The 26,042-nt window shown below is 70.9% G+C and carries 26 protein-coding genes; 18 read left to right on the top strand and 8 right to left on the bottom strand.

Annotated features, from left to right (window positions below; all coding sequences use genetic code 11):
- Positions 1 to 52 precede the first annotated feature (52 nt).
- On the bottom strand, positions 53 to 625 hold the full coding sequence (locus Leucomu_RS03315) for a TetR/AcrR family transcriptional regulator (RefSeq protein ID WP_017882979.1): 573 nt from the start codon (positions 623 to 625) through the stop codon (positions 53 to 55).
- A 65-nt stretch (positions 626 to 690) separates the two neighbouring features.
- Here Leucomu_RS03315 and Leucomu_RS03310 point away from each other — a divergent pair, with 65 nt between their 5' ends.
- The 3 genes from Leucomu_RS03310 to rmuC all read left to right on the top strand — a co-directional run bounded on the left by Leucomu_RS03310 (position 691) and on the right by rmuC (position 3,500).
- Entirely contained in the window at positions 691 to 1,344 is a 654-nt protein-coding gene (locus Leucomu_RS03310) for an NAD(P)H-dependent oxidoreductase (RefSeq protein WP_017882978.1), read from the top strand.
- Between the two features lie 65 nt (positions 1,345 to 1,409).
- Entirely contained in the window at positions 1,410 to 1,994 is a 585-nt protein-coding gene (locus tag Leucomu_RS03305; protein ID WP_017882977.1) for a 3'-5' exonuclease, read from the top strand.
- Between the two features lie 51 nt (positions 1,995 to 2,045).
- Positions 2,046 to 3,500: a DNA recombination protein RmuC gene (gene rmuC / locus Leucomu_RS03300; protein ID WP_017882976.1), complete on the top strand. Its 1,455-nt coding sequence runs from the start codon at positions 2,046 to 2,048 to the stop codon at positions 3,498 to 3,500.
- 28 nt (positions 3,501 to 3,528) lie between these two features.
- On the opposite strand, the gene glpX is transcribed toward rmuC, so the two are convergent.
- A complete protein-coding gene (gene glpX, locus Leucomu_RS03295) occupies positions 3,529 to 4,512 on the bottom strand; it encodes a class II fructose-bisphosphatase (protein WP_128386333.1) in 984 nt (327 codons plus the stop codon).
- Positions 4,513 to 4,586: 74 nt separating this feature from the next.
- Here glpX and fbaA point away from each other — a divergent pair, with 74 nt between their 5' ends.
- Both fbaA and Leucomu_RS03285 read left to right on the top strand, forming a co-directional pair.
- On the top strand, positions 4,587 to 5,615 hold the full coding sequence (gene fbaA / locus Leucomu_RS03290) for a class II fructose-bisphosphate aldolase (protein WP_128386332.1): 1,029 nt from the start codon (positions 4,587 to 4,589) through the stop codon (positions 5,613 to 5,615).
- Positions 5,615 to 6,331 (top strand): DUF6264 family protein, encoded by a 717-nt coding sequence (locus tag Leucomu_RS03285; RefSeq protein WP_031289621.1) that lies wholly within the window; start codon positions 5,615 to 5,617, stop codon positions 6,329 to 6,331. Before fbaA ends, Leucomu_RS03285 begins: the two co-directional genes overlap by 1 nt.
- A 102-nt stretch (positions 6,332 to 6,433) precedes the next feature.
- Here Leucomu_RS03285 and Leucomu_RS03280 read toward each other — a convergent pair whose 3' ends face one another.
- Positions 6,434 to 7,465, bottom strand: coding sequence for a 4-hydroxy-3-methylbut-2-enyl diphosphate reductase (locus tag Leucomu_RS03280; protein WP_128387762.1), 1,032 nt, complete (start codon positions 7,463 to 7,465; stop codon positions 6,434 to 6,436).
- 401 nt (positions 7,466 to 7,866) lie between these two features.
- On the opposite strand from Leucomu_RS03280, the gene xseA reads away from it, so the two are divergent.
- From xseA to Leucomu_RS03250, 6 genes are all read left to right on the top strand, one after another.
- The gene (xseA, locus tag Leucomu_RS03275) at positions 7,867 to 9,114 is read left to right on the top strand and encodes an exodeoxyribonuclease VII large subunit (RefSeq protein ID WP_041204993.1); all 1,248 of its coding nucleotides are present in this window, start codon (positions 7,867 to 7,869) and stop codon (positions 9,112 to 9,114) included.
- A gap of 51 nt (positions 9,115 to 9,165) precedes the next feature.
- Entirely contained in the window at positions 9,166 to 9,408 is a 243-nt protein-coding gene (locus tag Leucomu_RS03270; RefSeq protein WP_017882971.1) for an exodeoxyribonuclease VII small subunit, read from the top strand.
- Positions 9,409 to 9,411: 3 nt separating this feature from the next.
- Entirely contained in the window at positions 9,412 to 10,101 is a 690-nt protein-coding gene (locus Leucomu_RS03265; RefSeq protein WP_128386331.1) for a DUF4245 family protein, read from the top strand.
- The gene (locus Leucomu_RS03260; protein ID WP_017882969.1) at positions 10,101 to 10,775 is read left to right on the top strand and encodes a carbonic anhydrase; all 675 of its coding nucleotides are present in this window, start codon (positions 10,101 to 10,103) and stop codon (positions 10,773 to 10,775) included. Before Leucomu_RS03265 ends, Leucomu_RS03260 begins: the two co-directional genes overlap by 1 nt.
- Positions 10,776 to 10,886: 111 nt before the next feature.
- Entirely contained in the window at positions 10,887 to 12,290 is a 1,404-nt protein-coding gene (locus Leucomu_RS03255) for a class II fumarate hydratase (RefSeq protein WP_128386330.1), read from the top strand.
- Between the two features lie 118 nt (positions 12,291 to 12,408).
- Positions 12,409 to 13,185: an SGNH/GDSL hydrolase family protein gene (locus Leucomu_RS03250; protein ID WP_128386329.1), complete on the top strand. Its 777-nt coding sequence runs from the start codon at positions 12,409 to 12,411 to the stop codon at positions 13,183 to 13,185.
- A gap of 66 nt (positions 13,186 to 13,251) precedes the next feature.
- Here Leucomu_RS03250 and Leucomu_RS03245 read toward each other — a convergent pair whose 3' ends face one another.
- Positions 13,252 to 14,622 (bottom strand): PhoH family protein, encoded by a 1,371-nt coding sequence (locus Leucomu_RS03245; RefSeq protein ID WP_194294567.1) that lies wholly within the window; start codon positions 14,620 to 14,622, stop codon positions 13,252 to 13,254.
- A gap of 248 nt (positions 14,623 to 14,870) precedes the next feature.
- On the opposite strand from Leucomu_RS03245, the gene mtnA reads away from it, so the two are divergent.
- The 7 genes from mtnA (at position 14,871) to Leucomu_RS03210 (ending at position 21,982) form a co-directional block, all read left to right on the top strand.
- The gene (gene mtnA / locus Leucomu_RS03240; protein WP_128386328.1) at positions 14,871 to 15,914 is read left to right on the top strand and encodes an S-methyl-5-thioribose-1-phosphate isomerase; all 1,044 of its coding nucleotides are present in this window, start codon (positions 14,871 to 14,873) and stop codon (positions 15,912 to 15,914) included.
- A gap of 40 nt (positions 15,915 to 15,954) precedes the next feature.
- On the top strand, positions 15,955 to 17,013 hold the full coding sequence (locus Leucomu_RS03235) for a BMP family ABC transporter substrate-binding protein (RefSeq protein ID WP_017882964.1): 1,059 nt from the start codon (positions 15,955 to 15,957) through the stop codon (positions 17,011 to 17,013).
- Between the two features lie 106 nt (positions 17,014 to 17,119).
- Positions 17,120 to 18,712, top strand: a complete 1,593-nt coding sequence (locus Leucomu_RS03230; protein ID WP_128386327.1) for an ABC transporter ATP-binding protein — start codon at positions 17,120 to 17,122, stop codon at positions 18,710 to 18,712.
- Entirely contained in the window at positions 18,709 to 19,935 is a 1,227-nt protein-coding gene (locus Leucomu_RS03225; protein WP_128386326.1) for an ABC transporter permease, read from the top strand. The genes Leucomu_RS03230 and Leucomu_RS03225 overlap by 4 nt, the downstream gene beginning before the upstream one ends.
- On the top strand, positions 19,935 to 20,849 hold the full coding sequence (locus tag Leucomu_RS03220; RefSeq protein WP_128386325.1) for an ABC transporter permease: 915 nt from the start codon (positions 19,935 to 19,937) through the stop codon (positions 20,847 to 20,849). Before Leucomu_RS03225 ends, Leucomu_RS03220 begins: the two co-directional genes overlap by 1 nt.
- Positions 20,846 to 21,394: a cupin domain-containing protein gene (locus Leucomu_RS03215; protein ID WP_128386324.1), complete on the top strand. Its 549-nt coding sequence runs from the start codon at positions 20,846 to 20,848 to the stop codon at positions 21,392 to 21,394. Before Leucomu_RS03220 ends, Leucomu_RS03215 begins: the two co-directional genes overlap by 4 nt.
- Before the next feature lie 9 nt (positions 21,395 to 21,403).
- The gene (locus Leucomu_RS03210) at positions 21,404 to 21,982 is read left to right on the top strand and encodes a TetR/AcrR family transcriptional regulator (RefSeq protein ID WP_128386323.1); all 579 of its coding nucleotides are present in this window, start codon (positions 21,404 to 21,406) and stop codon (positions 21,980 to 21,982) included.
- Between the two features lie 68 nt (positions 21,983 to 22,050).
- Here Leucomu_RS03210 and Leucomu_RS03205 read toward each other — a convergent pair whose 3' ends face one another.
- From Leucomu_RS03205 to Leucomu_RS03190, 4 genes are all read right to left on the bottom strand, one after another.
- Entirely contained in the window at positions 22,051 to 23,151 is a 1,101-nt protein-coding gene (locus tag Leucomu_RS03205) for a CPBP family intramembrane glutamic endopeptidase (RefSeq protein WP_128386322.1), read from the bottom strand.
- Entirely contained in the window at positions 23,148 to 24,332 is a 1,185-nt protein-coding gene (locus Leucomu_RS03200; protein ID WP_128386321.1) for a hypothetical protein, read from the bottom strand. The genes Leucomu_RS03205 and Leucomu_RS03200 overlap by 4 nt, the downstream gene beginning before the upstream one ends.
- Positions 24,329 to 24,724: a GntR family transcriptional regulator gene (locus tag Leucomu_RS03195; protein ID WP_128386320.1), complete on the bottom strand. Its 396-nt coding sequence runs from the start codon at positions 24,722 to 24,724 to the stop codon at positions 24,329 to 24,331. The genes Leucomu_RS03200 and Leucomu_RS03195 overlap by 4 nt, the downstream gene beginning before the upstream one ends.
- 120 nt (positions 24,725 to 24,844) lie before the next feature.
- A complete protein-coding gene (locus Leucomu_RS03190) occupies positions 24,845 to 26,008 on the bottom strand; it encodes an acyl-CoA dehydrogenase family protein (RefSeq protein WP_017882955.1) in 1,164 nt (387 codons plus the stop codon).
- Between the last annotated feature and the right edge of the window lie 34 nt (positions 26,009 to 26,042).

The raw sequence follows: 26,042 nt of genomic DNA, 5'->3' as shown, positions 1-26,042 counted from the left end.
CACAGCACGGGAGCGGATCCGGCTCTCGCCCGGCCATTCCCTGCTCCGATCCTCAGCCCTCGGGCAAGAGGCGATTGAACGCGGCCGCGCACGACGCCCGGGCCTGCTCTGGAGTGAGATGTCCGGCGGCGCTCAGCGTGCCGAGGCCGTGCACCAGGCCCCAGACGGCGTTGGCGTCCGCTTCGGTGCTCAGGCCCGCCCCTGCGGCGGCTGCGAAGAGGGCCGTCTCGAGCGCGTCGACGAGCGGAGCCATCGTCTCGGTGGGCGCACCGGGGATGCACACTGTCGGGTCGTAGACGGCGTCGAAGGCGTGGGGGTGCTCGACCGCGAAATCGATGTAGGCCGCTCCTCCGGCCCGCAGGGCGGCAGCGGGCGTCGGAGCGCTCTCGGCGGCCGTTCGAACTCGGGCGAGCAATTCTCGCATGCTGCGCTCGGCGAGCGCCTTCAGCAGCCCGCGCCGGTCGGTGAAGTGGTGGTAGGGCGCGTTGTGGCTGACGTTCGCGGCGCGGGCCACCTCTCGCAGGCTGATCTCGTGGGCGGGTCGAGTGTCGAGCAGTTGCATCGCGGCGTCTTCGAGCGCCCGAGCGAGGCTGCCGTGGTGGTACCCGTCGCGAGAACTTGACATGCGCAACATCATCCCCTAACTTGACAGTGCCCAGATTAATTGACGCTGTCAAGATTGGATCTCCCGTGTTCTCCACCCTCGTCATCGACGGACATCCCGATCCGGACTCGCTCACCGCGGCCATCGCGCGCGGTTACGCGGAAGCTCACGGGAACGCGCGGTTGCTCACCCTGCGCGACCTCAGCTTCGACCCGCATATGCGCTTCGGCTACCGCAAGCGCATGGAGATCGAACCCGATCTGCAGGACGCCCGCGATGCCCTGCACCTCGCAAGGCGCATCGTGGTGGTCAGCCCGATGTGGTGGGGGTCGGTCCCGGCTGTCCTCAAAGGCTTCTTCGACCGCGCGCTGCTGCCGAAGCAGGAGTACGTGTATCCCGCCCGGGGGCTCCCCCGAGGCCTCCTGCGCGGCCGCAGCGGTCGCCTCTTCCTGCTCGCCGACACGCCGGCCATCGCGCTGCCGTTCACCGGCACTCACGCGGTGGCGCAGGTGACCCGTCACACGCTGACATTCTGCGGGGTGCGGCCCTTCCGCGTGCACCGCCTGCTCGGCGTGAGGTACCGCAGCCCGGCGCGCATCGAGCGCTGGATCGCCCGAGCGGCGAAGACGGGAGCTTCGGATCGACGCCGCGATGACGCGGCACGTCGTCTCGCAACGCACCCCGCCCTGGACCGGGCGCCCAGCGCGCCGGCGCACTCCCCGGTACCCGAACGCCGGTGAGTCGGAGAGCCGGTGCGAGATGCCGTCCGCGCGAGAATGTCAGAGGCGTGTGACACCCTAGATGCGTGCCCGTCGACTTCACCGCCATCGATTTCGAGACCGCCAACAGCCACCCCTCCTCGGCCTGCGCGGTCGGCATGGTGCGCGTGCGCGACGGGCGCGTGGTCGATCGCGTCGAGTGGCTGATCCGCCCGCCCGAGGCGCACGCGGCGTTCCTGCCCTTCAACGTCAAGATCCACGGCATCACCGCCGAGATGGTGACGGCCGCTCGCGACTGGGCCGGCCAGCTGACCGAGCTGCGCGACTTCATCGGCGACGACGTGGCGGTGGCCCACAACGCCAGCTTCGACATGGGCGTGATCCGGGCGGCCTGCGCCGAGACCATCACTCCGACCCCGCGCCTGCGCTACCTCTGCAGCGTGCAGGTCTCGCGCAAGACCTACGAGATCCCGTCGCACCGTCTGCCGCTCGCGGCCGAGGCCGCCGGGTTCGGCGAGTTCGCGCACCACGACGCCCTCGCCGACGCCGAGGCCTGCGCCGCGATCATCTCGGATGCCGCGCGACGGCACGAGGTCGGCGACGTGTCGGCGCTCGCCAAGAAGACGGGGCTGCGCATCCAGCAGCTCAAGGCGATCCCCCTCAAGCTGTAGCGCCGGGCGCTCCGCAGCGAGAATGTCAGTGGTACCTGAGACGATGTGCGCATGACCACCCTCACCCTTCTCCTGATCGTCGTCGCGGCCCTCGTGTTCGGGGTGGCCGGGTTCATCGCCGGGCATCGAGTCGCGGCCTCCGGCGCCGCCCGGCGTATCGCCGAGGCCGAGATGCGGGCCGAGCGCGAACGCACGCTGGCGGTGCAGCAGGCGAGACTCGACGCCGAGGCCGGGGCGCGCCTGCTGCGCGAGGAGCTCGCCGCCGCCGAGACGCGGGTGCAGGGGCTCGAGGATCGCCTGCGCGACGCGCACCTCAACGCCCAGCAGCGCTCCGAGATCGACCGCGAAGAGCAGCGCGTGCTGCAGCAGCTCGCACCGCTGCGAGACTCGCTGGGCAAGCTCGAGCGCACCGTCGCGACGATCGAGCAGCAGCGAGCCTCCCAGCACGGCGAGCTCGCCGAGCAGCTGCGCGAAGCGGCCCGCGCCGAAGAGAAGCTGCGGGGCACCGCCGAAAGCCTGGCCGCGGCTCTGCGCTCGAACAACACGCGCGGGCTCTGGGGCGAGACCCAGCTGCGCCGCCTCATCGAAGCCGCGGGTATGGTCGAGCACGTCGACTTCGAGGTACAGCAGCACCTCCCGTCAGAGAACGGAGCCGCTCGGCCCGACGTGGTCGTACGCCTACCCGGCGGCAAGAGCATCGCGATCGACGCCAAGGTGCCGTTCGACGCCTACCTCGAAGCGCAGCACGTCGACGACGAGTCACGCCGCTCCGCGCTGCTGAACCGGCACGCGAAGGCCCTGCGCGATCACATCGTCGCGCTGAGCAACCGCGGCTACTGGACCGCACTCGCCGACTCCCCCGAGCTCGTGGTCGCATTCGTGCCCAGCGAGTCGCTGCTGTCGAGCGCCCTCGACACCGATCCGCTGCTGCTCGAGTACGCCTTCGAGCGGCGCGTCGCCCTCGCCTCTCCGGTGAGTCTGTGGGCCATCCTCAAGTCGGTCGCCCACAGCTGGCGCCAGGAGTCGCTCACCACCGAGGCGCGCACGCTGTTCGACCTCAGCCGGCAGCTCCACACCCGCCTCGGGCGCACCGCGTCGCACCTCGACAAGCTCGGCCGCACACTGTCGCGCGGTGTGCAAGACTACAACGCCTACATCGGTTCGCTCGAGCGCCAGGTGCTGCCCACCGCCCGCAAGATCGGCGCACTCAACGGAGAGAAGATCGGCACCGAACCGGCGCAGCTCGAAGACGCGGTGCGCCCGCTCATCGCGCCCGAGCTCCGCCCCGCGGGCGACTCCGACGCAGACGGCGAAGGGGCCGCGCCCGGCGCACCGGCAACAGCCGAAAGAGTCTCGGCCGAGGGACGACCCGCGACAGACGGAGAACTCGCACGCGACGAAACACCCGCGGCCGACGGAGGACCCGCTGCAAACAGTGCATTCTGGGCCGAGCGCGAGCCTCGCCAGCCAGCGGCAGACGACGAAGGCCCAGGCGAGAACGCCTGAGCCTTCGAAGACCGCGACCGGGCCGGAGTCAGCTCCAGCGGTCGGGATCCATGTCGCTGATGACGTGACGGATCGTTCCCGAGTGCGAGCGCATCACGATGCTCTCCGCGCGCACGAACGGGCCGCGGCGCTGCACGCCGTCGACGAAGTCGGCCGAGGTGATGCCCGTCGCCACGAAGTAGCAGTTGTCGCTCGCCACCAGGTCGTTCGCCTCGAGCACACGATCGAGGTCGTGACCGGCGTCGAGCGCCTTCTGGCGCTCCTCGTCGTCCTTCGGCCAGAGACGACCCTGGATCACGCCGCCCAGCGCCTTCACCGCGCAGGCCGTGATGATGCCCTCGGGCGTGCCGCCGATGCCCACGCACATGTCGATGCGGGAGTCCCAGCGCGCGGCGTTGACGCCGCCCGCGACATCGCCGTCCATGATGAGTCGTGTGCCGGCGCCCGCATCGCGGATGTCGGCGATGAGCTGCTCGTGACGCGGGCGATCGAGCACCGCCACGCGGATGTCGGAGACGTCGACTCCCTTCGCTCGAGCCAGCGCGCGCACGTTCTCACCGATGGGGCGGCGGATGTCGACCACACCGACGCCCGCGGGGCCGCAGACGAGCTTGTCCATGTAGAACACCGCCGAGGGGTCGTACATGCTGCCCCGATCGGCGACCGCGATCACCGAGAGCGCGCCCGGGCGGCCCTCGGCGGTGAGTCGAGTGCCGTCGATCGGATCGACGGCCACGTCGCACTCGGCGCCCTCGCCGTTGCCGACCTGCTCACCGTTGTACAGCCACGGGGCGTCGTCCTTCTCGCCCTCGCCGATCACCACGGCGCCGTTCATGTTCACCGTCGACAGGAAGCGCCGCATCGCGTCGACCGCGGCACCGTCGGCGGCGTTCTTGTCGCCGCGCCCGATCCACGGAGTGGCCCGCATCGCAGCGGCCTCGGTGGCTCGCACGAGTTCCATTGCGAGGTTGCGATCGGGCTGCCATTCGCCCAGCGAAACAGGTTCAGTCATACCCACACCCTACCGCGTAGACTGGTTTCTCGGAGCGGCACCGGGCCGATCCTTCACGACGCCAAGGAGCACAGATGCCAGTTGCAACTCCGGAACAGTACGCAGCCATGCTCGACGCCGCGAAGACCGGCGGCTTCGCCTTCCCCGCGGTCAACGTGTCGAGCTCGCAGACCCTCAACGCGGCACTGCAGGGCTTCGCCGAGGCCGGATCCGACGGCATCATCCAGGTCAGCTTCGGCGGCGCCGACTACTTCGCCGGCCACACCGTGAAGAACCGCGCGGGCGGCGCGATCGCCTTCGCCAAGTACGCCGAAGAGGTCGCCAAGGCCTACGACGTCACCGTCGCCCTCCACACCGACCACTGCCCCCAGCAGCACCTCGAAAGCTTCGTGCTGCCGCTCGTCGCGGCCAGCGAAGAGCGCGTCGCGCAGGGCGGACTCCCCTTCTTCCAGTCGCACATGTGGGACGGCTCGGCGATCCCGCTGAACGAGAACCTTGACATCGCGAAGCAGCTGCTCCCCCGCCTCGCGGCGATCGGGGTGATCCTCGAGGTCGAGATCGGCGTCGTCGGCGGCGAAGAAGACGGCATCAGCCACGAGATCAACGACCAGCTCTACACGACCATCGACGACGCGGTCGCCACGGTCGAGGCCCTCGGCCTCGGCGAGCAGGGCCGCTACCTGACGGCGCTCACCTTCGGCAACGTGCACGGCGTCTACAAGCCGGGAGGCGTCAAGCTGCGCCCCGAGCTGCTGGCCGAGATCCAGTCGGGCCTGCAGCACAAGTACGGCTCCGGTGAGAAGCCGCTCGACCTGGTCTTCCACGGCGGATCGGGATCCTCGTCCGACGAGATCGCCGAGGCCGTGCGCAACGGGGTCATCAAGATGAACATCGACACCGACACCCAGTACGCGTTCACCCGGCCCGTGGTCGACTTCATGCTGAAGAACTATGAGGGCGTGCTCAAGATCGACGGCGAGGTCGGCAACAAGAAGCAGTACGACCCGCGCGCGTGGGGCAAGGCCGCCGAGAGCGGGATGGCCTCCCGCATCGTGCTCGCCGCCGAGCAGCTCGGCTCGGCGGGCAAGTCGGTGAGCGCGTAGTGGCGGATCCGCGCGACGAACGCCCCACCCCGGCCTACGGCGAGTACGCTCCCGAGGGCTGGGAGTGGAAGCCCGAGGGCGCCGAGCCCGCTCGGGCCGAGGTCCCGGATCAGGGCTCCGTCTCCGGGGTGCCCCACAACCTCGGCGTGAGCCAGAGCCCCGCGGCCCCGCCACAGGCGGCGCCCGCCGCGAAGCCCGAGGCGCAGAGCGGAAACGGCGATCCCGCGCCCTACCGAGCCGACGCTCCGCCCGCTCAGCGACAGCAGCCGCCGCGCTTCGCCGCACCCCGTGCGCCGCAGGCGAAGCCCCGCCGCACGGGCGACATCGCGGTGACGATCGCGCTGCTCGCGATCGGGGCCTTCGGGGCGCTCTACACCGCGCTCGTGCTGTTCTCGCTGCCCCCGACGCTCTCCCTCGTGGGCGACGCCCTCGAGATCGCCGATTTCACTCCGCCATCGTGGATCGGCACGTTCAGCACGGTCAGCGCGCTCTCCATGTTCGCGCTCTACGCGGTCGCGCTCGTGTTCTCGATTCAGCGGATGCGCGGCGGCAAGCTCGCCTTCTGGGTGCCGCTGTCGGCCGGGGCGCTGGCGATGATCCTCACGTTCGTGCTCACCCTCATCGCGATGATGAGCGTGCCCGAGCTCATGCAGGCGGCCGACGACCCCTCGGCGATGCAGAAGCTCCTCGACTACATGAACTCCATGCAGCCGTAGGGCGCGACTGCTGAACAGCTCGGCGACCGCTTCCTCGCAGAGGGCAGACCGCGGTCGCCGGGCGGCCCGACCTCAGAGATTCGCACCGCCGATCGGTGCGCCTCAGCGCACCCGACCGCCGAGGGCGCGCTCATCGCGGTTGCCCGAGGCGTCCTGGCGCAGCTCCTTCGGCAGCGAGAAGACCAGATCCTCTTCGGCGGTGACGGTCGCCTCGACGTCGGCGTATCCGGCGTCGGCGAGGTCGTCGAGCAGTTCCTGCACGAGCACCTCGGGCACGGAGGCGCCGCTCGTCACGCCCACGGTGCGCACGCCGTCGAGCCACTCCTGCTTGACCTCGCTCGCGAAGTCGACGCGGTACGCCGCCTTCGCGCCGTACTCCAGCGCCACCTCGACGAGGCGCACGGAGTTCGACGAGTTCGAGGATCCGACGACGATCACGAGGTCGGCCTGCGGGGCGATCTTCTTGATCGCGACCTGGCGGTTCTGGGTGGCGTAGCAGATGTCGTCGCTGGGCGGATCCTGCAGCTTCGGGAACTTCTCGCGCAGCCGGCGCACGGTCTCCATGGTCTCGTCGACCGAGAGGGTCGTCTGCGAGAGCCACACGAGCTGGTCGGGGTCTTTCACCTCGAGGGTGTCGACGCCTTCGGGCGAGTTGACGATGGTGATGTGGTCGGGCGCCTCGCCGCTCGTGCCCTCGACCTCTTCGTGGCCGGTGTGGCCGATGAGCAGGATCTCCTTGTCCTGCTTCGCGAAGCGCACGGCTTCTCGGTGCACCTTGGTGACGAGCGGGCAGGTGGCGTCGATCGCGTGCAGCCCGCGCTCTTCAGCGGCGTTCACCACCGCGGGCGAGACGCCGTGGGCGGAGAACACGACGTTGGCGCCCTCGGGCACCTCGTCGACCTCGTCGACGAAGATGGCGCCCATCTTCTCGAGGGTCTTCACGACGTGCACGTTGTGCACGATCTGCTTGCGCACGTAGACGGGTGCGCCGTAGCGGTCGAGCGCCTTCTCGACGGCGACGACCGCGCGGTCGACGCCGGCGCAGTAGCCGCGGGGGGCCGCGAGCAGCACCTTCTTCTCCCCTTCGACCGGCCGGTTCTTCAGCCGCCCGACCTCTCGCCGCAGCCGCGGCATCGCAAGGCTCACGACCGGTGCGCCGATGGTGCGCGGATCCCGGACCTGCGGGGCTGGGGCGGTCTGCTGGGCGGTGTCACTCATGCTGCCGATTCTACCGGCCGTTCCTGGTGCGAAGCCGGGTCGCGCTCGCGGGCGCCGCGGGCGCGGCCTCGGGCACTGTACCGGCGGCTCTCGAGTGGTCGAAAAGGGCTCCGGTTCGCGCCGATCCGCGCACATTTCGACCACTCGCGGCACACGGCGGGCACTCGCGGCACACGGCGGGCACTCGCGGCACACGGCGGGCACTCGCGGCACACGGCGGGCACTCGCGGCACGCCGCGGCACGCGCGGCCCGGCCCGGCCCCGCACGCGCGCCGCGCACCGCGCCCCCACGAACGCGACGCCCTATGCTGGGCGGCATGGCCGAAGCAGGATCGAACGCCCCCGCCACCCGCGACGCCCCCTGGCCCGTGGGCCTGATGAGCGAGAAGATCGCGGCGTGGATCGACCGGCTCGGGCAGGTGTGGATCGAGGGCGAGATCACGCAGTGGCAGCTGCGCGGCGGCCACGTCTACGGCAAGCTCAAGGATCTCGGCCAGGACGCGACGGTGAGCTTCACGGTGTGGCGTTCGGTGGCGCAGCGGCTCACGAGCGACTTCGCGCAGGGCGACCGCGTGGTCGCGCTCGTGAAGCCGAACTTCTGGGTGAAGGGCGGAAGCCTCACGGTGCAGGTCTTCGAGCTCTCGCACGTGGGGCTCGGCGAGCTGCTCGAGCGCTTGGAGCGGCTGCGCCGTCAGCTGCAGGCCGAGGGGCTGTTCGACGCGGGTCGCAAGCGCGCCCTGCCCTTCCTGCCCGGCCTGATCGGGCTGGTGACGGGCCGGGATTCCGACGCCGAGAAGGATGTGATCCGCAACGCGACGCTGCGCTGGCCGGGCGTGCGCTTCAAGATCCACTACGCGGCCGTGCAGGGCGACCGCGCGGCGGGCGAGGTGGCGGCGGGCATCGAGGCGCTGGATCGGGATCCGGAGGTCGAGGTGATCGTCGTCGCGCGCGGCGGAGGCGACTTCCAGAACCTGCTGCCGTTCAGCGACGAGCGCGTGGTGCGCGCGGCGGCGAGCGCGGGCACGCCGCTCGTGAGCGCGATCGGGCACGAGGCGGATCGCCCGCTGCTCGACGACGTGGCCGACCTGCGCGCGTCGACCCCCACCGACGCGGCGAAGCGCGTGGTGCCGGATGTGGGCGAGGAGCTCGCGGGCCTCGATCAGGCGCGGGCGCGCATGAGCGCACGGCTGGGGCAGCTGCTCGCGCACGAGACGGATCGTGTGACGCAGTTGCGCGGTCGCCCGGTGCTGGCGCAGCCGGAGCGCATCGTCGACGAGCGGGCCGAGGAGCTGGTGCGCTGGGTGGCGCGGGGCACGGAGCTCGCGGATCGGGCGATCGAGGATCGCGCCCGCTCGCTCGTCGAGACGCGCGCCTGCCTCGGGGCGCTCTCGCCGCAGGCGACGCTGCAGCGCGGGTACGCCATCGCGCAGCTCATGGGGCCGGACGGGGCGCCTGATGAGGTGCTGCGCGATCCGGTCGATGCCCCGGAGGGGACCCGGATCCGGCTGTCGCTGTCGGGGGGCCGCCTCGACGCGAGCTCCGCCGGCTCGCCGGCGGAGTCCTGAGCGGGGGCCGGCGGGCCGCGGTTGTCAGCGGCGGAAGGTAAGCTGGGCGGCATGGCAGAAACGGCAAGCCAGGATCCCGCCGCGCTCAGCTACGAACAGGCGCGCGACGAACTCGTCCAGGTGGTCACGAGGCTCGAGCAGGGCGGCATCACGCTCGAGGAGTCCCTGCAGCTCTGGGAGCGCGGCGAGGCGTTGGCCGCGCGGTGCGAGGAGTGGCTGCTGGGCGCGAGGCAGCGCCTCGAGGCCGCCAGGCAGGGCGCGCCCGCCGGCTCCGATTCCGGAGCGGACGCGTAGCGCATGGCGAAGAAGCAGAAACCGCCCGTCGTCGTCGCCGAGCTCGGCCGCCCCGAGACCGCAGCCGAGACCGCGGCGCGCAAGGCCAACGACAGCCGCCTCTACCGTCAGCGCAAGACCGTCAACAACCTGGTCTTCTCGCTGCTCGTGAGTCTCGGTCTCATGGTCGTGATCGTGCTCATGGCCCCGGGACTCGTCGGCGGCAAGAGCGCGTTCGAGGATCACTCGGTCGACGTCGCGTCGCTGGCGGTCGAGGCCGCACCGAGCGCCGGCCGCACCCTCGCCGCTCCCGCGGCCCCCGAGAGCTGGAAGGCGAAGAGCGCCGGCCTGCGTCAGCGCGACGGCGTCACCTCCTGGCAGATCGACTACACCACCGTCGACGAGACCACCGGGCACGAGGCCTACGCGGCCGTCGTGCAGGCCTTCACCGCCGACGGCGCCCCCGTCGAGGAGAAGTGGGTCTCGCAGGCGCTCGAGCAGCAGTCCCCCACGGGCGCCGAGCAGCTCGGCGGCATCGACTGGATCGTCTACGAGCACCCCGACCGCAACCCCGATTCGAGCAACATGCTGTTCGGCCTGCAGGGCGAGTGGCAGGGCGACACGATCCTCGTCTACGGCACCGACTCCCCGGCGACCCTCCGCCTGCTGGCGGCTGAGGTCGCCGATTCCCTCAACACCCCGAAGGAGCAGTGATGACCGCCCCCCGCGTCACCCCGCAGCAGGCCTGGGACACGTTCGCCGCGGGCAACGAGCGCTTCGTGTCCGGCGCCTCGGCGCACCCCAACCAGGACGTCGAGCGCCGCACGGAGCTCGTGAACCAGCAGACCCCCGACGTCGCGCTCTTCGGCTGCGCCGACTCGCGAATGGCCGCCGAGATCATCTTCGACTGCGGCCTTGGCGACCTGTTCATCGCCCGCAACATGGGCCACGTCGTCGCCGAGTCGATCACCGCATCGATGGAGTACGCCGTCACCGAGCTCGGGTCCGCGCTCATCGTCGTGCTCGCGCACGACTCCTGCGGGGCGGTCGCCGCCGCGATCGACCAGTCGAGCCGCGAGCCCTCCGGCGTCACGGTCTCGGTGCGCAACACGCTGGCGCCGATCCAGCCCTCCGTGCAGCAGCTCTGGCTGCGCGACCACTCCGACACCCCCTACGCCGACGCGAGCAGGATCGACGCGAACGCCGTGGGGCGCCTGCACCTCGCGGCGACCGTGAACGAGCTGCTGCGCACTTCGCGCACGATCAGCGACGCGGTCGACGCGGGCAGGCTCGCGATCGTCGGCTGCCAGTACCGGCTCACCGAGGGGCGCGCCGTGCCCTACACGGTGGTCGGCCCGGTCGAGCTGGAGCTCGCCCCGATCGACTGATCTCCGTCAGAACCCGGCCCCCGAGCCCGTCGAGGGGGCCGCTGCCGCGCTCAGTCCCCCCGCGACAGGCTCGGGGGGGGACGCCCCACCAGTAAAGGAAGCAGAAGCACAGTGACCGAAATCGAGTACCGCATCGAGCACGACACCATGGGTGAGGTGCGCGTCCCCAAGAACGCTCTCTACGCCGCTCAGACGCAGCGCGCCGTCGAGAACTTCCCCATCTCGGGCAAGGGCCTCGAGCCGGCCCAGATCGTGGCCCTGGCCCGCATCAAGCGCGCCGCTGCGATCGCCAACAAGGAGCTCGGCATCCTCGACGCCGGCATCGCCGACGCCATCGTCGCCGCGGCCGACGAGATCATCGGCGGCGAGCACCACGACCAGTTCCCGGTCGACACCTACCAGACCGGCTCGGGCACGTCGTCGAACATGAACATGAACGAGGTGCTCGCGACCCTCGCCACGAAGCACCTCGGCGCTCCCGTGCACCCGAACGACCACGTCAACGCGTCGCAGTCGTCGAACGACGTCTTCCCCACCTCGGTGCACATCGCCGTCACCGGGGCGCTCATCGAGCAGCTGAAGCCCGCGCTCGAGCACCTCGCCGAGGCGTTCGAGCAGAAGGCCGAGCTGTGGAAGTCGGCCGTGAAGTCGGGCCGCACCCACCTCATGGACGCCACCCCCGTCACGCTCGGCCAGGAGTTCGGCGGCTTCGCCGCCCAAATCCGCTACGGCATCGAGCGCGTCGAGGCGGCCCTCCCCCGCGTCGCCGAGGTGCCCCAGGGCGGCACCGCGGTCGGCACCGGCATCAACACCCCCCTCGGCTTCCCCGAGAAGGTCATCGCCGAGATCGCGGCCTCGAGCGGCCTGCCGATCACCGAGGCCCGCAACCATTTCGAGGCGCAGGCCAACCGCGACGGCCTCGTCGAGGCCTCGGGCGCGCTGCGCACCATCGCCGTGTCGCTGACGAAGATCAACAACGACATCCGCTGGATGGGTTCGGGCCCCAACACGGGCCTCGCCGAGCTGCACATCCCCGACTTGCAGCCCGGCTCCTCGATCATGCCCGGCAAGGTCAACCCCGTCGTGCCCGAGGCCGTGCTCATGGTGTGCGCGCGCGTCATCGGCAACGATGCGACGATCGCCTGGGCAGGCGCGTCGGGCTCGTTCGAGCTCAACGTGCAGATCCCCGTCATGGGCACCGCGCTGCTCGAGTCGATCCGACTGCTCGCGAACGCCTCGATCGTGCTCGCCGACAAGACGGTCAAGGGCCTCGAGGCGAACCTCGAGCGCGCAGCGGCGCTCGCCGGCATGAGCCCGTCGACCGTCACCCCGCTCAACCGCCTGATCGGCTACGAGGCGGCCGCGAAGATCGCGAAGCACTCGGTCGCCAAGGGCATCACCGTGCGCGAGGCCGTGGTCGACCTCGGCTACGTCGAGCGCGGCGAGGTCTCGGAGGCCGACCTCGACAAGGCCCTCGACCTGCTCTCGATGACGCACCCGGGCGTCGCCAAGTAGCGCAGCGCTCACGCGCCGGGGGTTCGGGATCGGGTGATCCCGAACCCCCTCGTGTTTCTGGACCGCTCTGCCAGCCCCGCCCGGGAATCGGGTCAGGGACGGTCGCTACGCTGGAGGGATGATGCTGGCCCGATCCCCCGCACTCGGAGCGAAAGCCCTCGCGCTGTCGGCCGCGGCGACCATCGCGCAGCTGGTGAAGTGGCAGCGGCTCTACACCTGGGCGAACCGCCCGCTCATGCGGCTCGCCGAGATGCAGCCGGTGACCGCCGCCTGGTGGCGCGAGCGCCGCAAGCAGCCGGGCGACTTCCTCTACCTCGCGCTCGGCGATTCCACGGCGCAGGGCATCGGTGCGAGCACCCCGGGGCGCAGCTACGTGGGGCAGCTCGCCGATCGCATCGAGGCCTGTCTCGGCGAGCCGATCGCGGTCACGAACCTCGGGGTCTCGGGGGCGCCGTCGAACCTGTGCGCGCGCGACCAGCTGCCCCGCGCCGCGAAAGTGCTCGCGCGGCGCAGCCCCGATCTCGTGACGCTCGACATCGGGGCGAACGACATCGCGCAGTGGGATCCGCTGGCGTTCCACCGCAACATCTCGACCATCATCGACGCGCTGCCCTCGCACACCATCGTGGGCGAAGTGCCCTGCTTCCATCTGCCCTGGAACGATCGCCGGGTGCGCGAGGCGAACCGGATCCTGCGCACCGTCGCGCAGGATCGGGGGCTCTCGGTGGTGCCGATCTACGAGGCGACGCGGGCCCGCGGCGTGCGGGGCATCCTCACGGAGTTCGCCGAGGACGCCTTCCACCCGAACGATCGGGGCTACGAGGTCTGGGCCGACGCGTTCTGGCCCGTGGTGCGGGCTCGGCTCGACGAGCTCGCGCGGCAGCGCCCGAGCTGAGCACCCGCGCGGCCGAGCCCCTCCCCGATGATCGGGGAGGGGCTCGGCTGCGGTCCTCGGCTCGCCTCAGGGGGTGTCGAGCAGCTCCGTCACGAGCGCCGCGATCTCGCTGCGCTCGGAACGCGTGAGGGTCACATGCCCGAAGAGGGGGTGGCCCTTGAGCTTCTCGATCACGGCCGCGATGCCGTCGTAGCGGCCCACCCGCAGGTTGTCGCGCTGCGCGACGTCGTGGGTGAGCACCACCCGCGAGTTCTGGCCGATGCACGAGAGCATCGTGAGCAGCACGCCCCGCTCGAGCGACTGCGCCTCGTCGACGATCACGAAGGCGTCGTGCAGCGAGCGGCCGCGGATGTGGGTGAGCGGCAGCACCTCGATGAGGTCGCGCGCGATCACCTCGTCGAGCACGTTCTCCGAGACGATCGAGCCGAGTGTGTCGAACACGGCCTGCGCCCACGGCCCCATCTTCTCCTCGCGGTCGCCCGGCAGGTAGCCGAGCTCTTGACCGCCCACCGCGTACAGCGGCCGGAACACCATGATCTTGCGGTGCTGCCGCCGCTCGAGCACCGCTTCGAGCCCTGCGGCGAGCGCGAGCGCCGACTTGCCGGTGCCGGCGCTGCCGCCGAGCGAGACGATGCCGAAGTTCGGGTCGAGCAGCAGGTCGATGGCGAGGCGCTGCTCGGCGCTGCGGCCCGTCACGCCGAACACCTCGCGGTCGCCGCGCACCAGCCGCAGCGATCCCGGGCCGTCCACGCGGCCGAGGGCGGATCCGCGAGGCGAGGTGACGATCAGCCCGGTGCCGCGCGGCAGGCCCTCGACCTCGGCCACGCCCCCGAGACCGTCCTCGTCCCAGAGCTCCCGCATCCGCTCCTCGTCGAGGTCGATCGAGGCGGTGCCGCTGTAGGCGTCGTCGTGGGCCTGCTCGGCCCGGTACTCCTCGGACCCGAGTCCGATCGCGGCGGCCTTGAGCCGCATCGGCAGATCCTTCGACACGACCGTGACGTCGAGGCCCTCCCCCGCGAGGTTCTGCGCGACGGCGAGGATCCGCGTGTCGTTGTCGCCGAGCCGCATGCCGCTCGGCAGTGTCTCGATGCTCGAGTGGTTGAGCTCGACTCGCACCGTGCCGCCCGCGTCGCCGACGGGCACCGGGAAGTCGAGGCGCAGGTGCTTCTCGCGCAACTCGTCGAGGATGCGCAGGGCGCGGCGCGCGAAGTAGCCGAGCTCGGGGTCGTGGCGCTTCTTCTCGAGCTCGATGACCACCACCACGGGAAGCACGACGGAGTGCTCGGCGAAGCGGAAGAGCGCCGACGGATCGCTGAGCAGCACCGACGTGTCGATCACGTAGGTGCGCTGCGCCTGCTGCGCGACGTCGAGGCTCTCGTGCGCGCCGGGCGCCTGCGTCGACGGGGCGGGAGTTGCGGGGTGCTGGGTTTCGGCCACGATGGCTCCTCTGCTCCGGGGCGGTTGCCCCGTTTCAGCGAGGTTGGCACTCCGAGCGGTGCCGGCGGGCCTCCCTCGGTCGGGCGCCCTGCCCGACAGTTCACACGGTACGCCGCTCGTGGCGCGACGGCGGAAGTGACACGCGCTCTCTCCTGTGAACGTCTTGTAACCGACTCGTGAACCCGGAAGGCGATCGGGAGCGGTATTCTGTACTGCAGTCATCCGCGATATCCAATAGGGGGCACCGCTTGCGCACGATCGACTGGGTCGACGGAGCCATCGAACTGATCGACCAGACCCTGCTGCCGCACCGCATCGAGGCGCTGCGGGTCACCGAGCTCCCCGAGCTCATCGACGACATCCAGCGGCTCGCGGTGCGCGGCGCCCCGGCGCTCGGCGTCGCGGGTGCGATGGGCACCGCGCTCATCGCGGCGAGCGTCGCCGAGGCGGGGGGCGACACCGAGCTGGATCGCGACGAGGTGCGCCGTCAGGCGAAGCTGCTGCGCGAGGCGCGGCCCACCGCGGTCAACCTCTCCTGGGGCGTGGATCGCGCCCTCACGAGGCTCGACGCGGGCGCGGAGGCGATCCTCGATGAGGCGCTCGCGATCCGCGACGAGGACATCGCGGCCTGCGTCTCGATGGGCCTGCGCGGCGCGGATCTGACGCGCGAGCTCACGGGCAAGGATCGCGTGCGCGTCATGACCATCTGCAACACGGGCAGCCTCGCCACGGTGGAGCGCGGCACCGCACTCGGCGTGATCCAGACGCTGCTCGAGCAGGGATCCCTCGAGGAGGCGTTCCCGCTCGAGACCCGTCCGCTGCTGCAGGGCGCCCGCCTCACCGCGTGGGAGCTGCAGCGCATGGAGGCCCCCTTCCGACTCCTCATCGACTCGGCCGGCCCCTTCCTGCTCTCGCGCGGCATCGCCGACGCGGTGTTCATCGGCGCCGACCGCATCGCCGCGAACGGCGACACCGCCAACAAGATCGGCTCGTTCTCGCTCGCGCTCGCCGCGCAGCACGCGGGTGTGCCGTTCATCGTGGTCGCCCCAGAGTCGACGGTCGACATGTCGACCGCGAGCGGCGCCGACATCGAGATCGAGGATCGCGGCGCGGCAGAGGTCGCCGGCTTCGGCGGGACCCGCACCGCACCCGAGGGGGTCGGCGCGGTCAACCCCGCCTTCGACGTCACCCCGCACGAGCTCATCACGGCCATCGTGACCGAGCGGCGCGTGATCCTGCCCGGCCGCGGCGAGACCCTCGCCGGGGTGCCGCTCGACGATCTGCGCGCCTAAGCTTCTACCGCTGTCCCCGTTCCACTCGAAAGGATCATCCATGTTCTTCACCAAGCGTCGCGCCCGCGCGGCCCTGATCGCGGGCGCCGCTTCGGCCGCGCTCCTGCTCACCTCCTGCTCCGGCGGCGGTGGCGACAACGGCGGCTCCGAGGCGGGCGCCGAGGGGCCCTCGTTCATCTACATCACGAGCGACCCCATCGGTCAGAACGAGTTCCTCAAGTCGGGCAAGGTCGGCATCGACCGCGTGGCCGAGCAGTTCGAGGGCAGCGCCAAGACCTTCGAGTCGAAGGACGACGCTCAGCGCCGCTCGAACCTCGAGGCCGCGATCGCCGAGGCCCCCGAGGTCATCGTAATGCTCGGCTTCCAGTTCGGCGACGTGGCCGTCGAGCTCGCCGAGCAGAACCCGCAGCAGAAGTTCGTGCTCATCGACACCTTCGTCGAGGGCGCCCCCGAGAACCTCTACCAGGCCACCTTCCGCGAGCAGGAGCCGTCCTACCTGCTCGGCGTCGAGGCCGGCCTGCTGACGGAGGCCGACAAGGTCGGCTCGGTCATCTCGCTCGACATCCCGCTGCTCGCGAAGTACTCCGAGGGCTTCGCCGAGGGTGCGAAGAGCGTCAACCCCGAGGTCGACACCGTCGCCCCGCAGGTCATCGGCGGCGACAACCCGTTCGCCGACACCGCGCGCGCGAAGGAGCAGGCGATCGCGTTCGCCGGCACCGGAGTCGACCAGGTCTTCGCCGTCGGCGCCGCCGCGAACGGCGGCATCATGGAGGCCGCCGCCGAGAAGGGCTTCTCGGCCTACGGCGTCGACGCCAACCAGTGCCCGATGGCGCCCGGCTTCGTGGTCGACGGCACCATCAAGGCCGTCGACAAGGTGGTCGAGACCGTGGTCGGCGAGATCATGGACGGCAAGAGCTCGACCGAGGCGACCACCTCGTTCGGCCTCGCGGAGGAGGGCATGACGATCGTCAGCCTCACCGAGGACGCCGCCGACTCGCAGTGCACCGTGATGGACCACCCCGAGGTGCTCGAGCAGGTCGAGCAGACCCGCGACGACATCGTGAGCGGCAAGATCGAGGTCAAGGACCCCACCGCGTAACGACCGCTCCGACAACGCCGCCCAGGCTGCGCAGGCCCGGGCGGCGTTGTCGGTGGTGTCGCATACACTCAGAACACTCGCACGGCACACGAACGAAGGAGCGATGATGGTCGCCGAGGTCTCGATGCGCGGCATCACCAAGCGCTTCCCCGGCGTGCTCGCCGACGACAACGTCGACTTCGAGGTCGAGACGGGCGAGATCCACGCCCTCATGGGCGAGAACGGCGCGGGCAAGTCGATCCTGATGTCGATGCTCGCCGGCGTCTACCAGCCCGACGAGGGCGAGATCTTCATCCGCGGCGAGCGCCGCACGCTCTCCTCGCCCCTCGACGCGATCGACGCCGGCATCGGCATGGTCTTCCAGTCGTTCAAGCTCTTCCCCTCGCTCACCATCGCCGAGAACGTGGTGTTCCGCGCCGAGCCCACGAAGCGGGGGCTCATCGATCGTCAGGCCGCCGGCCGCCAGGTCGCCGAGATCGCCGAGCGCTACGGCCTCTCGATCGATCCGGGCGCCCGCGTCGACTCGGTGCCCGTCGGCGTGCTGCAGCGCGTCGAGATCGTGAAGGCGCTGTACCGCGAGGCGCGCGTGCTCATCCTCGACGAGCCCACCGCCGTGCTCACCCCGCAGGAGACCGAGCGCCTCTTCGACGTGCTGCGCGCCCTCAAAGCCGACGGCCGCACGATCATCATCATCACCCACAAGCTGAACGAGGCCATGGCGATCTCCGACCGGGTCACCGTGCTGCGCGACGGCCGCAACGTCGCCCAGCTGGTCACCGCCGAGAGCTCGCCCGCCGAGATCACCCGGCACATGACGGGCCGCGACGTCGACCTCAGCACCCCTCCTCCCGCTCAGCGGCCCGGCGAGGTCGTGCTCGACGTGCGTGGCCTCACCGTTCCCGGCACGGGCGAGCGCAACGCCGTCTCGCAGGCCGAGCTGTTCGTGCGCGCGGGCGAGATCGTCGGCATCGCGGGCGTCGCCGGCAACGGGCAGGTCGAGCTGGCCGAGGCGATCATCGGCATGCGCCAGGTCGGTGCCGGCACCGTCTCGGTGTCCGGCTCAGACCTCAGCCGCGCCACCATCGCCGAGCGCCGCGACGGGGGCATCGCCTACATCCCCGAGGATCGCCACGCGGTCGGCAGCGCCGGCACCGCCGACGCGATCGACAACCTCGCCCTCGGTCACCACCGCCGAGCGCCGATCCTGCAGCGCGGCCTGCTCTCACGCTCGGCCATGCTCGAGCACGCCAAACGCCTGATCCAGCGCTTCGGCGTGAAGATCGCGGGGCCCACCACACCCGTCGGCACCCTGTCGGGCGGCAACCTGCAGAAGGTGGTCGTCGCCCGCGAGCTCGACTACCGCTCGCCCCTGCTCATCGCCGAGCAGCCCACCCGCGGCGTCGACATCGGCGCCATCGAGGCGATCCACCGCGAGCTCTGCAAGTACCGCGACAACGGAGGCGCGCTGCTGCTCATCTCGGCCGAGCTCAGCGAGATCATGTCGCTGTCGTCGCGCATCCTGGTGATGTTCGAGGGGCGCATCGTCGCCGAGGTTCCGAAGTCCGAGGCGAATGACGCGCTGCTCGGTCTCTACATGGCCGGCCACGAACCCGAGGAGCGGCATCGCCCCGGCGCGTTCGCCGCGACGCTCGCCGGTTCGACCGCGTCGCAGAACAACGGGAAGGGAGCCGCACTGTGAGCGCTCTGCAGAGAGTCGGGCGCTGGCTCGCGGGGCCGATCCCGGTCTCGATCGTGCTGGCCTTCCTCATCGGCGCCTGCTTCATGCTGATCGCGGGCGTCGACCCGCTCAGCGGGTACGCCGCGATGCTGCAGGGGTCGTTCGGCACCGGCGCCGGCCTCGCGAACACGCTGCAGCGCGCCGTGCCGATCATCGGCATCGGCATCGCCATCGCCATCGCCTTCCGCGCCGGCGTGCTGAACCTCGGCACCGAGGGGCAGGCCGGTCTCGGCGCACTCGCGGGCGGCATCGTCGCGATCTACGTTCCCGGCCCGGCCTTCCTCGTGCTGCTGCTCGCCCTCGTCACCGCGGTGGTCGTCGGCGCCGCCTGGGGGCTCATCGCCGCGGTGCTGCAGAACCTGCTCGGCGTGCCGATCCTGCTCTCCACGCTGCTGCTCAACTACCCCGCGCGCTACTTCTCATCGTGGCTCATCCGCTTCCGGCTCGACGAGTCGAGCTCCGACCTCGTGGCGAGCGACCAGGTGCGGCCCGAGGTGCAGCTGTCGATGATCGTGCCGCGCGACTCGGGCCTCGCCGAGACGCTGCGCGGCAGCCTCGGCGCCACGAATCCCGTCACGGCCGTGCTCACCGGCGTCAACTGGTCGCTCATCGTGCTGATCCTCGTGGTCATCGCGACGATCTTCATGAACCGCCGCACCCGCTACGGCTTCGAGTCGGGTCTCAGCGGTCAGAACGCCGAGTTCGTGCGCTACGGCGGCGTGAAGCCCGGGCCGCTCGTGCTGCGCACGATGGCGCTCTCGGGCGGCCTCGCCGGCCTTTTCGGCCTCATGCTCGTGATCGGGGCGCCCAACACGCGCCTCATCGAGGGCTACTTCGTGCAGACCAACTACGCGTGGACGGCCCTGCTCGTCACCCTGCTCGCCCTCTACCGCCCGGTCGGCATCGTGATCGCGGGCACCTTCTTCGCCGCCATCATGGTCGGCAGCGACGCGATGGGCCGCGAGCTCGGCCTGTCGCCCCAGATCGCGGCCGTGATCCAGGCGCTCGTCATCATCCTGCTCGCGTTCCGCGTCGCGCTGCCCCGGTTCCGCCGCAGGCGGGCGGGCGGAGAGGGCGCCGCGGCTCCCCCGCCGCTGCCGACGCCGGGCGAACCGCAGCCCGCTCTCACCGGAGCAGCCGTTCCCGAGGCGCCCGACACCGCCGCCGAGAAGGAGTCCGAGTGATGAACTTCCTCGACCTGTTCGACCAGGATCTCGTCTCCTCGGTGCTGCGCTCGCTCATCCCGATCCTGCTCGCGGCCCTCGGAGGCATGCTCGCCGAGCGCGTCGGCATCTTCAACATCGGCCTCGAGGGCATGATCCTCGTCGGCGCGTTCTGCGGCGTCGCGGCCTCGTTCTTCGCGCACAACTGGATCGTCGGCGTGATCGTCGCGATGATCGCCGGCGCGCTGTTCTCGCTGATCCTCGGCTACGGGTCGGTCTACCGCAAGGGCGACCCCATCGTGCTCGCGATCGCGATGAACATCCTGGCGGTGGGCATGACGAGCTTCCTGCTCGTCGCGATCTTCAACGTGCAGGGCGTGTTCCAGGATCCCGGCATCGACGGCATCCCGGTGTGGCGCATCCCGGTGCTCGCCGACATCCCCGTGCTCGGCGCGCTGTTCTCGCTCACGCCGCTCGGCTATCTCGCGCTGCTGCTCGTGCCCGCCCTGTGGGTCATGCTGTTCCGCACACCGCTCGGCCTGCGTCTGCGCGGCGTCGGCGAGCGGCCCCTCGCGGCGGCCACCATGGGTGTCAACCCGCAGCGCTACCAGTTGGGTGCGGTCATCGCCTCAGGCGCCCTCGCGGGCCTCGGCGGCGCGCAACTGGCTCTCGGCAACGTGGTGCAGTTCACGGAGAACATGTCGGCGGGTCGCGGCTGGATCGCCGTCGTCGCGGTGATGCTCGCGCGGGCCCACCCGGTGGGCGTGCTCGGCGCCGCCCTGCTGTTCGGCTTCGCCGACGCCATCGGGTTCCGCCTGCAGTCGTTCGGCCTGCCGCAGCAGCTCACCGACGCGGGACCCTACGTCGTGACCCTGCTCGTGCTCGTCCTCATGAGCAAGCGCTTCCGCAAGACACGGGAAGCGGCGCTGGCGTGAGCGAGTCGGCGGGCGGCAGCGCGACCGAGCAGGCCGGTGCGCAGCCGGGCGACCTCGCGGGGCTCCCGGTCGAGGCCGCGCGCTGGGTGCGGCACCTCGGCCTCGAGCCGCTCGAGCACGAGGGCGGGCTCTTCCGCCGCACGCACCTCGACGAGCACTCGAGCGCCATCTACTACCTGCTCGCAGACCCCGACTTCTCGGCGCTGCACGCCCTCGACTCGGTCGAGGTCTACCACTGGTACGCGGGCTCCCCGCTCCGCCTGCTGCTGCTGCATCCCGACGGCCGCGCAGAGGAGCGGCTGCTCGGCCCCGACCCCGACGCCGGGCAGCTGCCCCAGCTCGTCGTGCCGCCGGGCGTGATGCAGGGATCCTCACCCCTCGGCCCATGGTCGCTCATCGGCACGACCATGGCCCCGCCGTTCGAATGGCAGGGTTTCGAGCTCGGCGATCGCGATCTGCTGCAGCGCCGCCACCCCGATGCGGCCGAGCGCATCGCAGAGCTCACCCGCGCAGTTTCCGATACTTCTTCGGGGTCGGCGCACTAAGGTAGTCGTATGACCGACGCGAGAATCGTCCGAACCAGGGCCGCGCTGAATCGCGCCATCATCGACCTCGCGACCGAGAAAGCCGTTCCCAGCATCACCGTCTCCGAGCTCGCAGCCGAGGCCGGCATCAACCGCGTCACCTTCTACAAGCACTTCACCACCCCCGCCGAGGCGCTCGGCGCCGCTCTCTCCCTCGACCTCGATCAGGCCCGCACCCGGTTCGTCGACGGCTTCGCTTCGAACGGCGCAGACCCGGTCGAGTTCCTCCGGGCCAGCGTGAGCGAGGTGCTCGACCACATCGACCGCCACCGCAACCTCTACGAGCTGTCCATCGACTCCCCGCAAGACGGCACGGTGCCGAACCTGCTGGCCGACCACTTCACCGAGACCCTCGAGCAGTACCTCGAGAGCCGTTCCCGGCTGCAGCCGCCGCTGCCCGACGTGGATCGCAGCATCGTCGCCAGGTTCTTCGCCCACGGCCTCGTCGGCGCGATCAAGGCATGGTTGCTGAGCGGCTCCTCCGACCACGACGAGGTGCTGCGCTCGGTCGTCGCCCTCTCACCCGAGTGGTGGTTCCCCGAGCACTGAGCGCCGCCCGCCGCGCAGCGCGGCTCGCGTCCTGGCACCCGCGAGGGGGCTCCGACGCGCGACGCTCATCACCTGCGCGGCGCGAGCTCCGGTTCACGCTTCAGCTGCCCCGTGAGCGCGAGCACCGCGATGATGACGGCGAACACGATCCAGCCCGCCACTCCCGCGACGCTCGCGAGCGCGGTGTCGAACGTCTCCAGCTGGCCCGCGGCCATGAACCACACGATCATCCCGCCGGTGCCGTTGAATGCGCCGTGCCCGATCGCCGCCGGCCACACCGAGCCCGATCGCAGGCGCAGCCACCCGAAGACCACGCCCGAGATCGTGCAGTTGAGCGTCATCAGGGCGACACCGCGCCAGTCGAACAGGCCGTAGTTGTGCCCGAGCAGGGTGAGCGGTGCGTGCCACAGCCCCCAGATCGCTCCGCTCAGCAGCAGCGAGGGCCACAGGCCCAGCGGTCGCAGCGCGGGCAGCAGCCAGCCGCGCCACCCCAGCTCCTCGCCGAAGCCGACGATCGAGTTGGGGATCACCGCGAGGATCGGGAACAGCGCGAGGTTGATGGCGATGAGCAGGCCGGGCTGCGGCATGATCCCCGGGTCCACTCCCTCGGGCAGCGCGGCGGTGTTCGCCTCGACGAAACCCGAGAAGTGCACGAGGTCGAGCTGCACCCACCCGCACAGCACGGCCACCGCGGTCGCCAGAGCGAAGACCGCGAGGGGGGGGGCGAAGAGGGCGAGCAGCATCATGCCGACCACCCGCTTGGCGGGTCGCAGGGGCCACATGCCGAGGAACCGCAGGCGCTCCCCCCGAGGGGTGCGCGTCGCGAACATCGTCACGACCGCCGCGATCGCCGGGGTGAACATCATCGCCGAGGCCGTGATGGGGAACACCAGCTGCGCCGCCGAGCTCTCGAGGTCCATGAGCCAGAGCGGCAGCGCCACGAGCCAGGCCAGGCCGAAGGCCAGTGCGACGAAGAGGGCGACCGGCCCCCACGGCACGCGGGCGAGCCGGTCGGGGCGGCCCGGGCTCGCCGTTGCGGGGCCGCCGATGCTCGCGACGGGACCGGCCTCGGGCCCCGCCCCGCCCGTCTCGCCGGGATGGGCGGCGCTCGCGGCGCCGATCGTCGCGCCCTCGCCCGGCTCGGCCGCCTCATTCATCGCGTCGTTCATGACCGCCTCTCCTCCGTGGTGTCGTCTGTGTCGTGCGTGTCGTCCGCGGGTGCATCGCCGCCCGGTTCTTCGCCGTTGCGCCGCACCGCTGCGGTGAGCAGCGCGGCCGCGGTGGCGGCGTCGTCGACTGTCAGCGCGAAGAGACGGCCGTCCCGTCGCGTCACCACGAGGCCCTCACCGGTGCGCATGACGATGCCGACGCCCCGCCCCGGTATCCAGCGGGTGCCCCACCCGCCCCACTCCGCGAAGGGAGCGATCTCGCGCACCTCGACCCGTGCGATATCCCCGATCGGTGCGCGGAAGGCGGGCCACCCGAGCAGGGAACGGGCCTCGATCCCGTCGCGGTCCGCTCTCACCCGGAACCAGAGGTGGGTCGTGAGCAGCACGACCACCAGCAGCAGGGCGCCGAGCATGATCCAGAGCGCGATACCGACACCCTCGGCGAGCCACACCGAGAGGGTTCCCGCGGCCATCGCGGCGATCGTTCCGAACATCGCCCACCCGAACACCCGCGTGGGTCTCACCTCTCCCGTCCAGACCGCTCGCTCCGTCTTCCCCAGCTCGAGCCTCGGCGGCTCATCGCCGGGCGGGGCGTCGACGCGCACTCTCGGCTGCACGAAGAACGCGAGCACCCCGAGCGCGATCCCCGCCCCGAAGCTGAGACCGGGGGCCGCCCCCGGACCTGGCGCGTCTCTCGCGTCCGAGAGGTCGAGCTGCAGGTGCGCGGTGAGCACGGCCATCACCATGATCGAGGTGACGATGGTCAGCGACGCGGCGGCCATGATGCGGTTCATCACCGACCAGACCGCCTGCGTCGACTGTCCCGCGCCGAGTAGCCCGATGAGCCCGAAGAGCACCGCCATGCCGCCCCCGAGGCCGAGGTAGGTCAGCAGATTCGCGGTCTGGCTGCTGAACCCGTCCGGTTCATCGCCCGACCAGTGCCTGGCGACAGGATCCGGCAGCCGCCCCGACCACGCGAGCAGCACCGCCATCGCGGCGACGACGACCACGAGGGGCAGGATCAACCCCACCCACAGCGCCGCGCGCTTCGCGCGGCGCAACTCGCTTCGCTGCTGAGGTGTCAGCAGTGCGAGCTCGGGCGCCTCGGCGCCGCTGAAGGGTTCGTCTGCCGCTCCGCCGACCTCGTCGGCGCCGACCGCGCGCAGGTGCCGTTCGCTCATGCCGCGGCCTCGCGCGGCGCGATGCCGAGCGGCGGTTGCGGATCGGCCGGCGTCTCGGCGACGAGCGCTGCGAGCAGAGCGGTGCCGACGCCCAACTGCGCGGCGCGGTCGACGAGCGCCCGCACCTCCCCCTGCAACTCCGCGAGCCTCGCGGCTGCGGGCGTCACCACGGCACCGCGCCGCCGCTTGAGATCGATCAGCCCCTCGTCGCGCAGCTGCTGATAGGCGCGCAGCACCGTGTGCACGTTGATGCCGAGCCCGGTCGCGACCTCGCGGGCGGGCGGCAGGGAGCCACCGGGGCCGATGCGCCCGCTCGCCACGTCGGCGCGCACGGAGTCGGCGATCTGGGCGTAGATGGGGCGCTCGCTCGCCTCGTCGATGCGGATCAACATGACAATAACTCTATATCAAATAGAACTATTGGCGGCGGCACCCGCCGGCGCTGGCGTCGCTTGCTGACCGCTGAGATCTTGCCCGGGCCCTCTCCTGATTCGACGCCGGCCCCTGGCGCCTCAGAAGGCGGCGATGCCGGTCAGCTCGCGGCCGATCACCAGCTGGTGCACCTCGTCGGTGCCCTCGTAGGTGCGCACCGACTCCAGGTTGGCCATGTGGCGCATCACGGGGAAGTCGCTCGTGATGCCGTCTCCGCCGAGGATGGCGCGCGCGGTGCCGGCGATCTTGATCGCCTCGCGCACGTTGTTGAGCTTGCCCACCGAGATCTGGCCGTACGTCAGGTTGCCGGCGTCCTTCAGGCGGCCGAGGTGCAGCGCGAGCAGCAGCCCCTTCTCGTACTCGACGAACATGTCGGCGAGCTTCGCCTGGATGATCTGCTTGCCCCCGATCGGGGTGCCGAACACCTCGCGCTCCTGCGAGCGCGTCACGGCCGCCTCCAGGCAGGAGCGGGCGGCGCCCATGACGCCCCAGGCGATGCCGTAGCGCGCCTCGTTGAGGCACTTGAACGGCGACGAGAGGCCCTTCGAGCCCGGCAGGATCGCGTCGGCGGGCAGCCGCACGTCGGTCAGCTCGATCTCGGTCTGCAGCGAGGCCCGCATGGAGAGCTTGTTCTCGATGGCGGTCGCCGTGAAGCCGGGGGTGTCGGTCGGCACGACGAAGCCGCGCACGATGCCCTCCTCGTCCTTCGCCCAGATCACGCCGACCTGGGCGATGGTGGCGAGCCCGATCCAGCGCTTCTTGCCGTTGAGCACCCACTCGTCGCCCTCGCGACGGGCGGTGGTGAGCATGGTGTTGGGGTCGGATCCGCCCTGGGGCTCGGTGAGCCCGAAGAAGCCGACGGCCTCGCCGCGGCCCATGGCGGGCAGCCACTGCTGCTTCTGCTCCTCCGAGCCGAACTTGTAGATGGCGCCCATCGCGAGCGAGCCCTGCACCGACAGCGCGGTGCGGAAGCCGGAGTCGACCGCCTCGAACTCCATCGCCACGAGGCCGTAGGCCACCGACGACGCGCCCTTGAGGCCGTAGCCGTTCATGTACATGCCGAAGGCGCCGAACTCGCCCACCTCGGGCAGCAGCTCGACGGGTAGGCGGCGGTCTTCGAAGGCCTGGTCGATGATGGGGCGGATGCGCGTCTGAGCGAACTCGCGGGCGCGCAGCTGCCAGTCGCGCTCTTCTTCGGTGACGAAGTCGGAGACGTTGAACAGCTGGTCGATGGTGGTGGTCATGGTGGGTCCTTTGCTCAGGGGGAGGATTCGGGAT

Source organism: Leucobacter muris, from assembly GCF_004028235.1.
Lineage (GTDB): Bacteria > Actinomycetota > Actinomycetes > Actinomycetales > Microbacteriaceae > Leucobacter > Leucobacter muris.
The sequence above is the reverse complement of the archived record's forward strand: the minus strand, read 5'-3'. Positions and strand labels throughout refer to the sequence as shown.

Coding starts and splice junctions, on each gene's coding strand:
- Leucomu_RS03315 (WP_017882979.1), bottom strand. CDS start 625: ATGTCAAGTTCTCGCGACGGGTACCACCACGGCAGCCTCGCTCGGGCG.
- rmuC (WP_017882976.1), top strand. CDS start 2,046: ATGACCACCCTCACCCTTCTCCTGATCGTCGTCGCGGCCCTCGTGTTC.
- glpX (WP_128386333.1), bottom strand. CDS start 4,512: ATGACTGAACCTGTTTCGCTGGGCGAATGGCAGCCCGATCGCAACCTC.
- fbaA (WP_128386332.1), top strand. CDS start 4,587: ATGCCAGTTGCAACTCCGGAACAGTACGCAGCCATGCTCGACGCCGCG.
- Leucomu_RS03280 (WP_128387762.1), bottom strand. CDS start 7,465: ATGCCGCGGCTGCGGCGAGAGGTCGGGCGGCTGAAGAACCGGCCGGTC.
- xseA (WP_041204993.1), top strand. CDS start 7,867: ATGGCCGAAGCAGGATCGAACGCCCCCGCCACCCGCGACGCCCCCTGG.
- Leucomu_RS03270 (WP_017882971.1), top strand. CDS start 9,166: ATGGCAGAAACGGCAAGCCAGGATCCCGCCGCGCTCAGCTACGAACAG.
- Leucomu_RS03265 (WP_128386331.1), top strand. CDS start 9,412: ATGGCGAAGAAGCAGAAACCGCCCGTCGTCGTCGCCGAGCTCGGCCGC.
- Leucomu_RS03260 (WP_017882969.1), top strand. CDS start 10,101: ATGACCGCCCCCCGCGTCACCCCGCAGCAGGCCTGGGACACGTTCGCC.
- Leucomu_RS03250 (WP_128386329.1), top strand. CDS start 12,409: ATGATGCTGGCCCGATCCCCCGCACTCGGAGCGAAAGCCCTCGCGCTG.
- Leucomu_RS03235 (WP_017882964.1), top strand. CDS start 15,955: ATGTTCTTCACCAAGCGTCGCGCCCGCGCGGCCCTGATCGCGGGCGCC.
- Leucomu_RS03230 (WP_128386327.1), top strand. CDS start 17,120: ATGGTCGCCGAGGTCTCGATGCGCGGCATCACCAAGCGCTTCCCCGGC.
- Leucomu_RS03220 (WP_128386325.1), top strand. CDS start 19,935: ATGAACTTCCTCGACCTGTTCGACCAGGATCTCGTCTCCTCGGTGCTG.
- Leucomu_RS03210 (WP_128386323.1), top strand. CDS start 21,404: ATGACCGACGCGAGAATCGTCCGAACCAGGGCCGCGCTGAATCGCGCC.
- Leucomu_RS03205 (WP_128386322.1), bottom strand. CDS start 23,151: ATGAACGACGCGATGAATGAGGCGGCCGAGCCGGGCGAGGGCGCGACG.
- Leucomu_RS03200 (WP_128386321.1), bottom strand. CDS start 24,332: ATGAGCGAACGGCACCTGCGCGCGGTCGGCGCCGACGAGGTCGGCGGA.
- Leucomu_RS03195 (WP_128386320.1), bottom strand. CDS start 24,724: ATGTTGATCCGCATCGACGAGGCGAGCGAGCGCCCCATCTACGCCCAG.
- Leucomu_RS03190 (WP_017882955.1), bottom strand. CDS start 26,008: ATGACCACCACCATCGACCAGCTGTTCAACGTCTCCGACTTCGTCACC.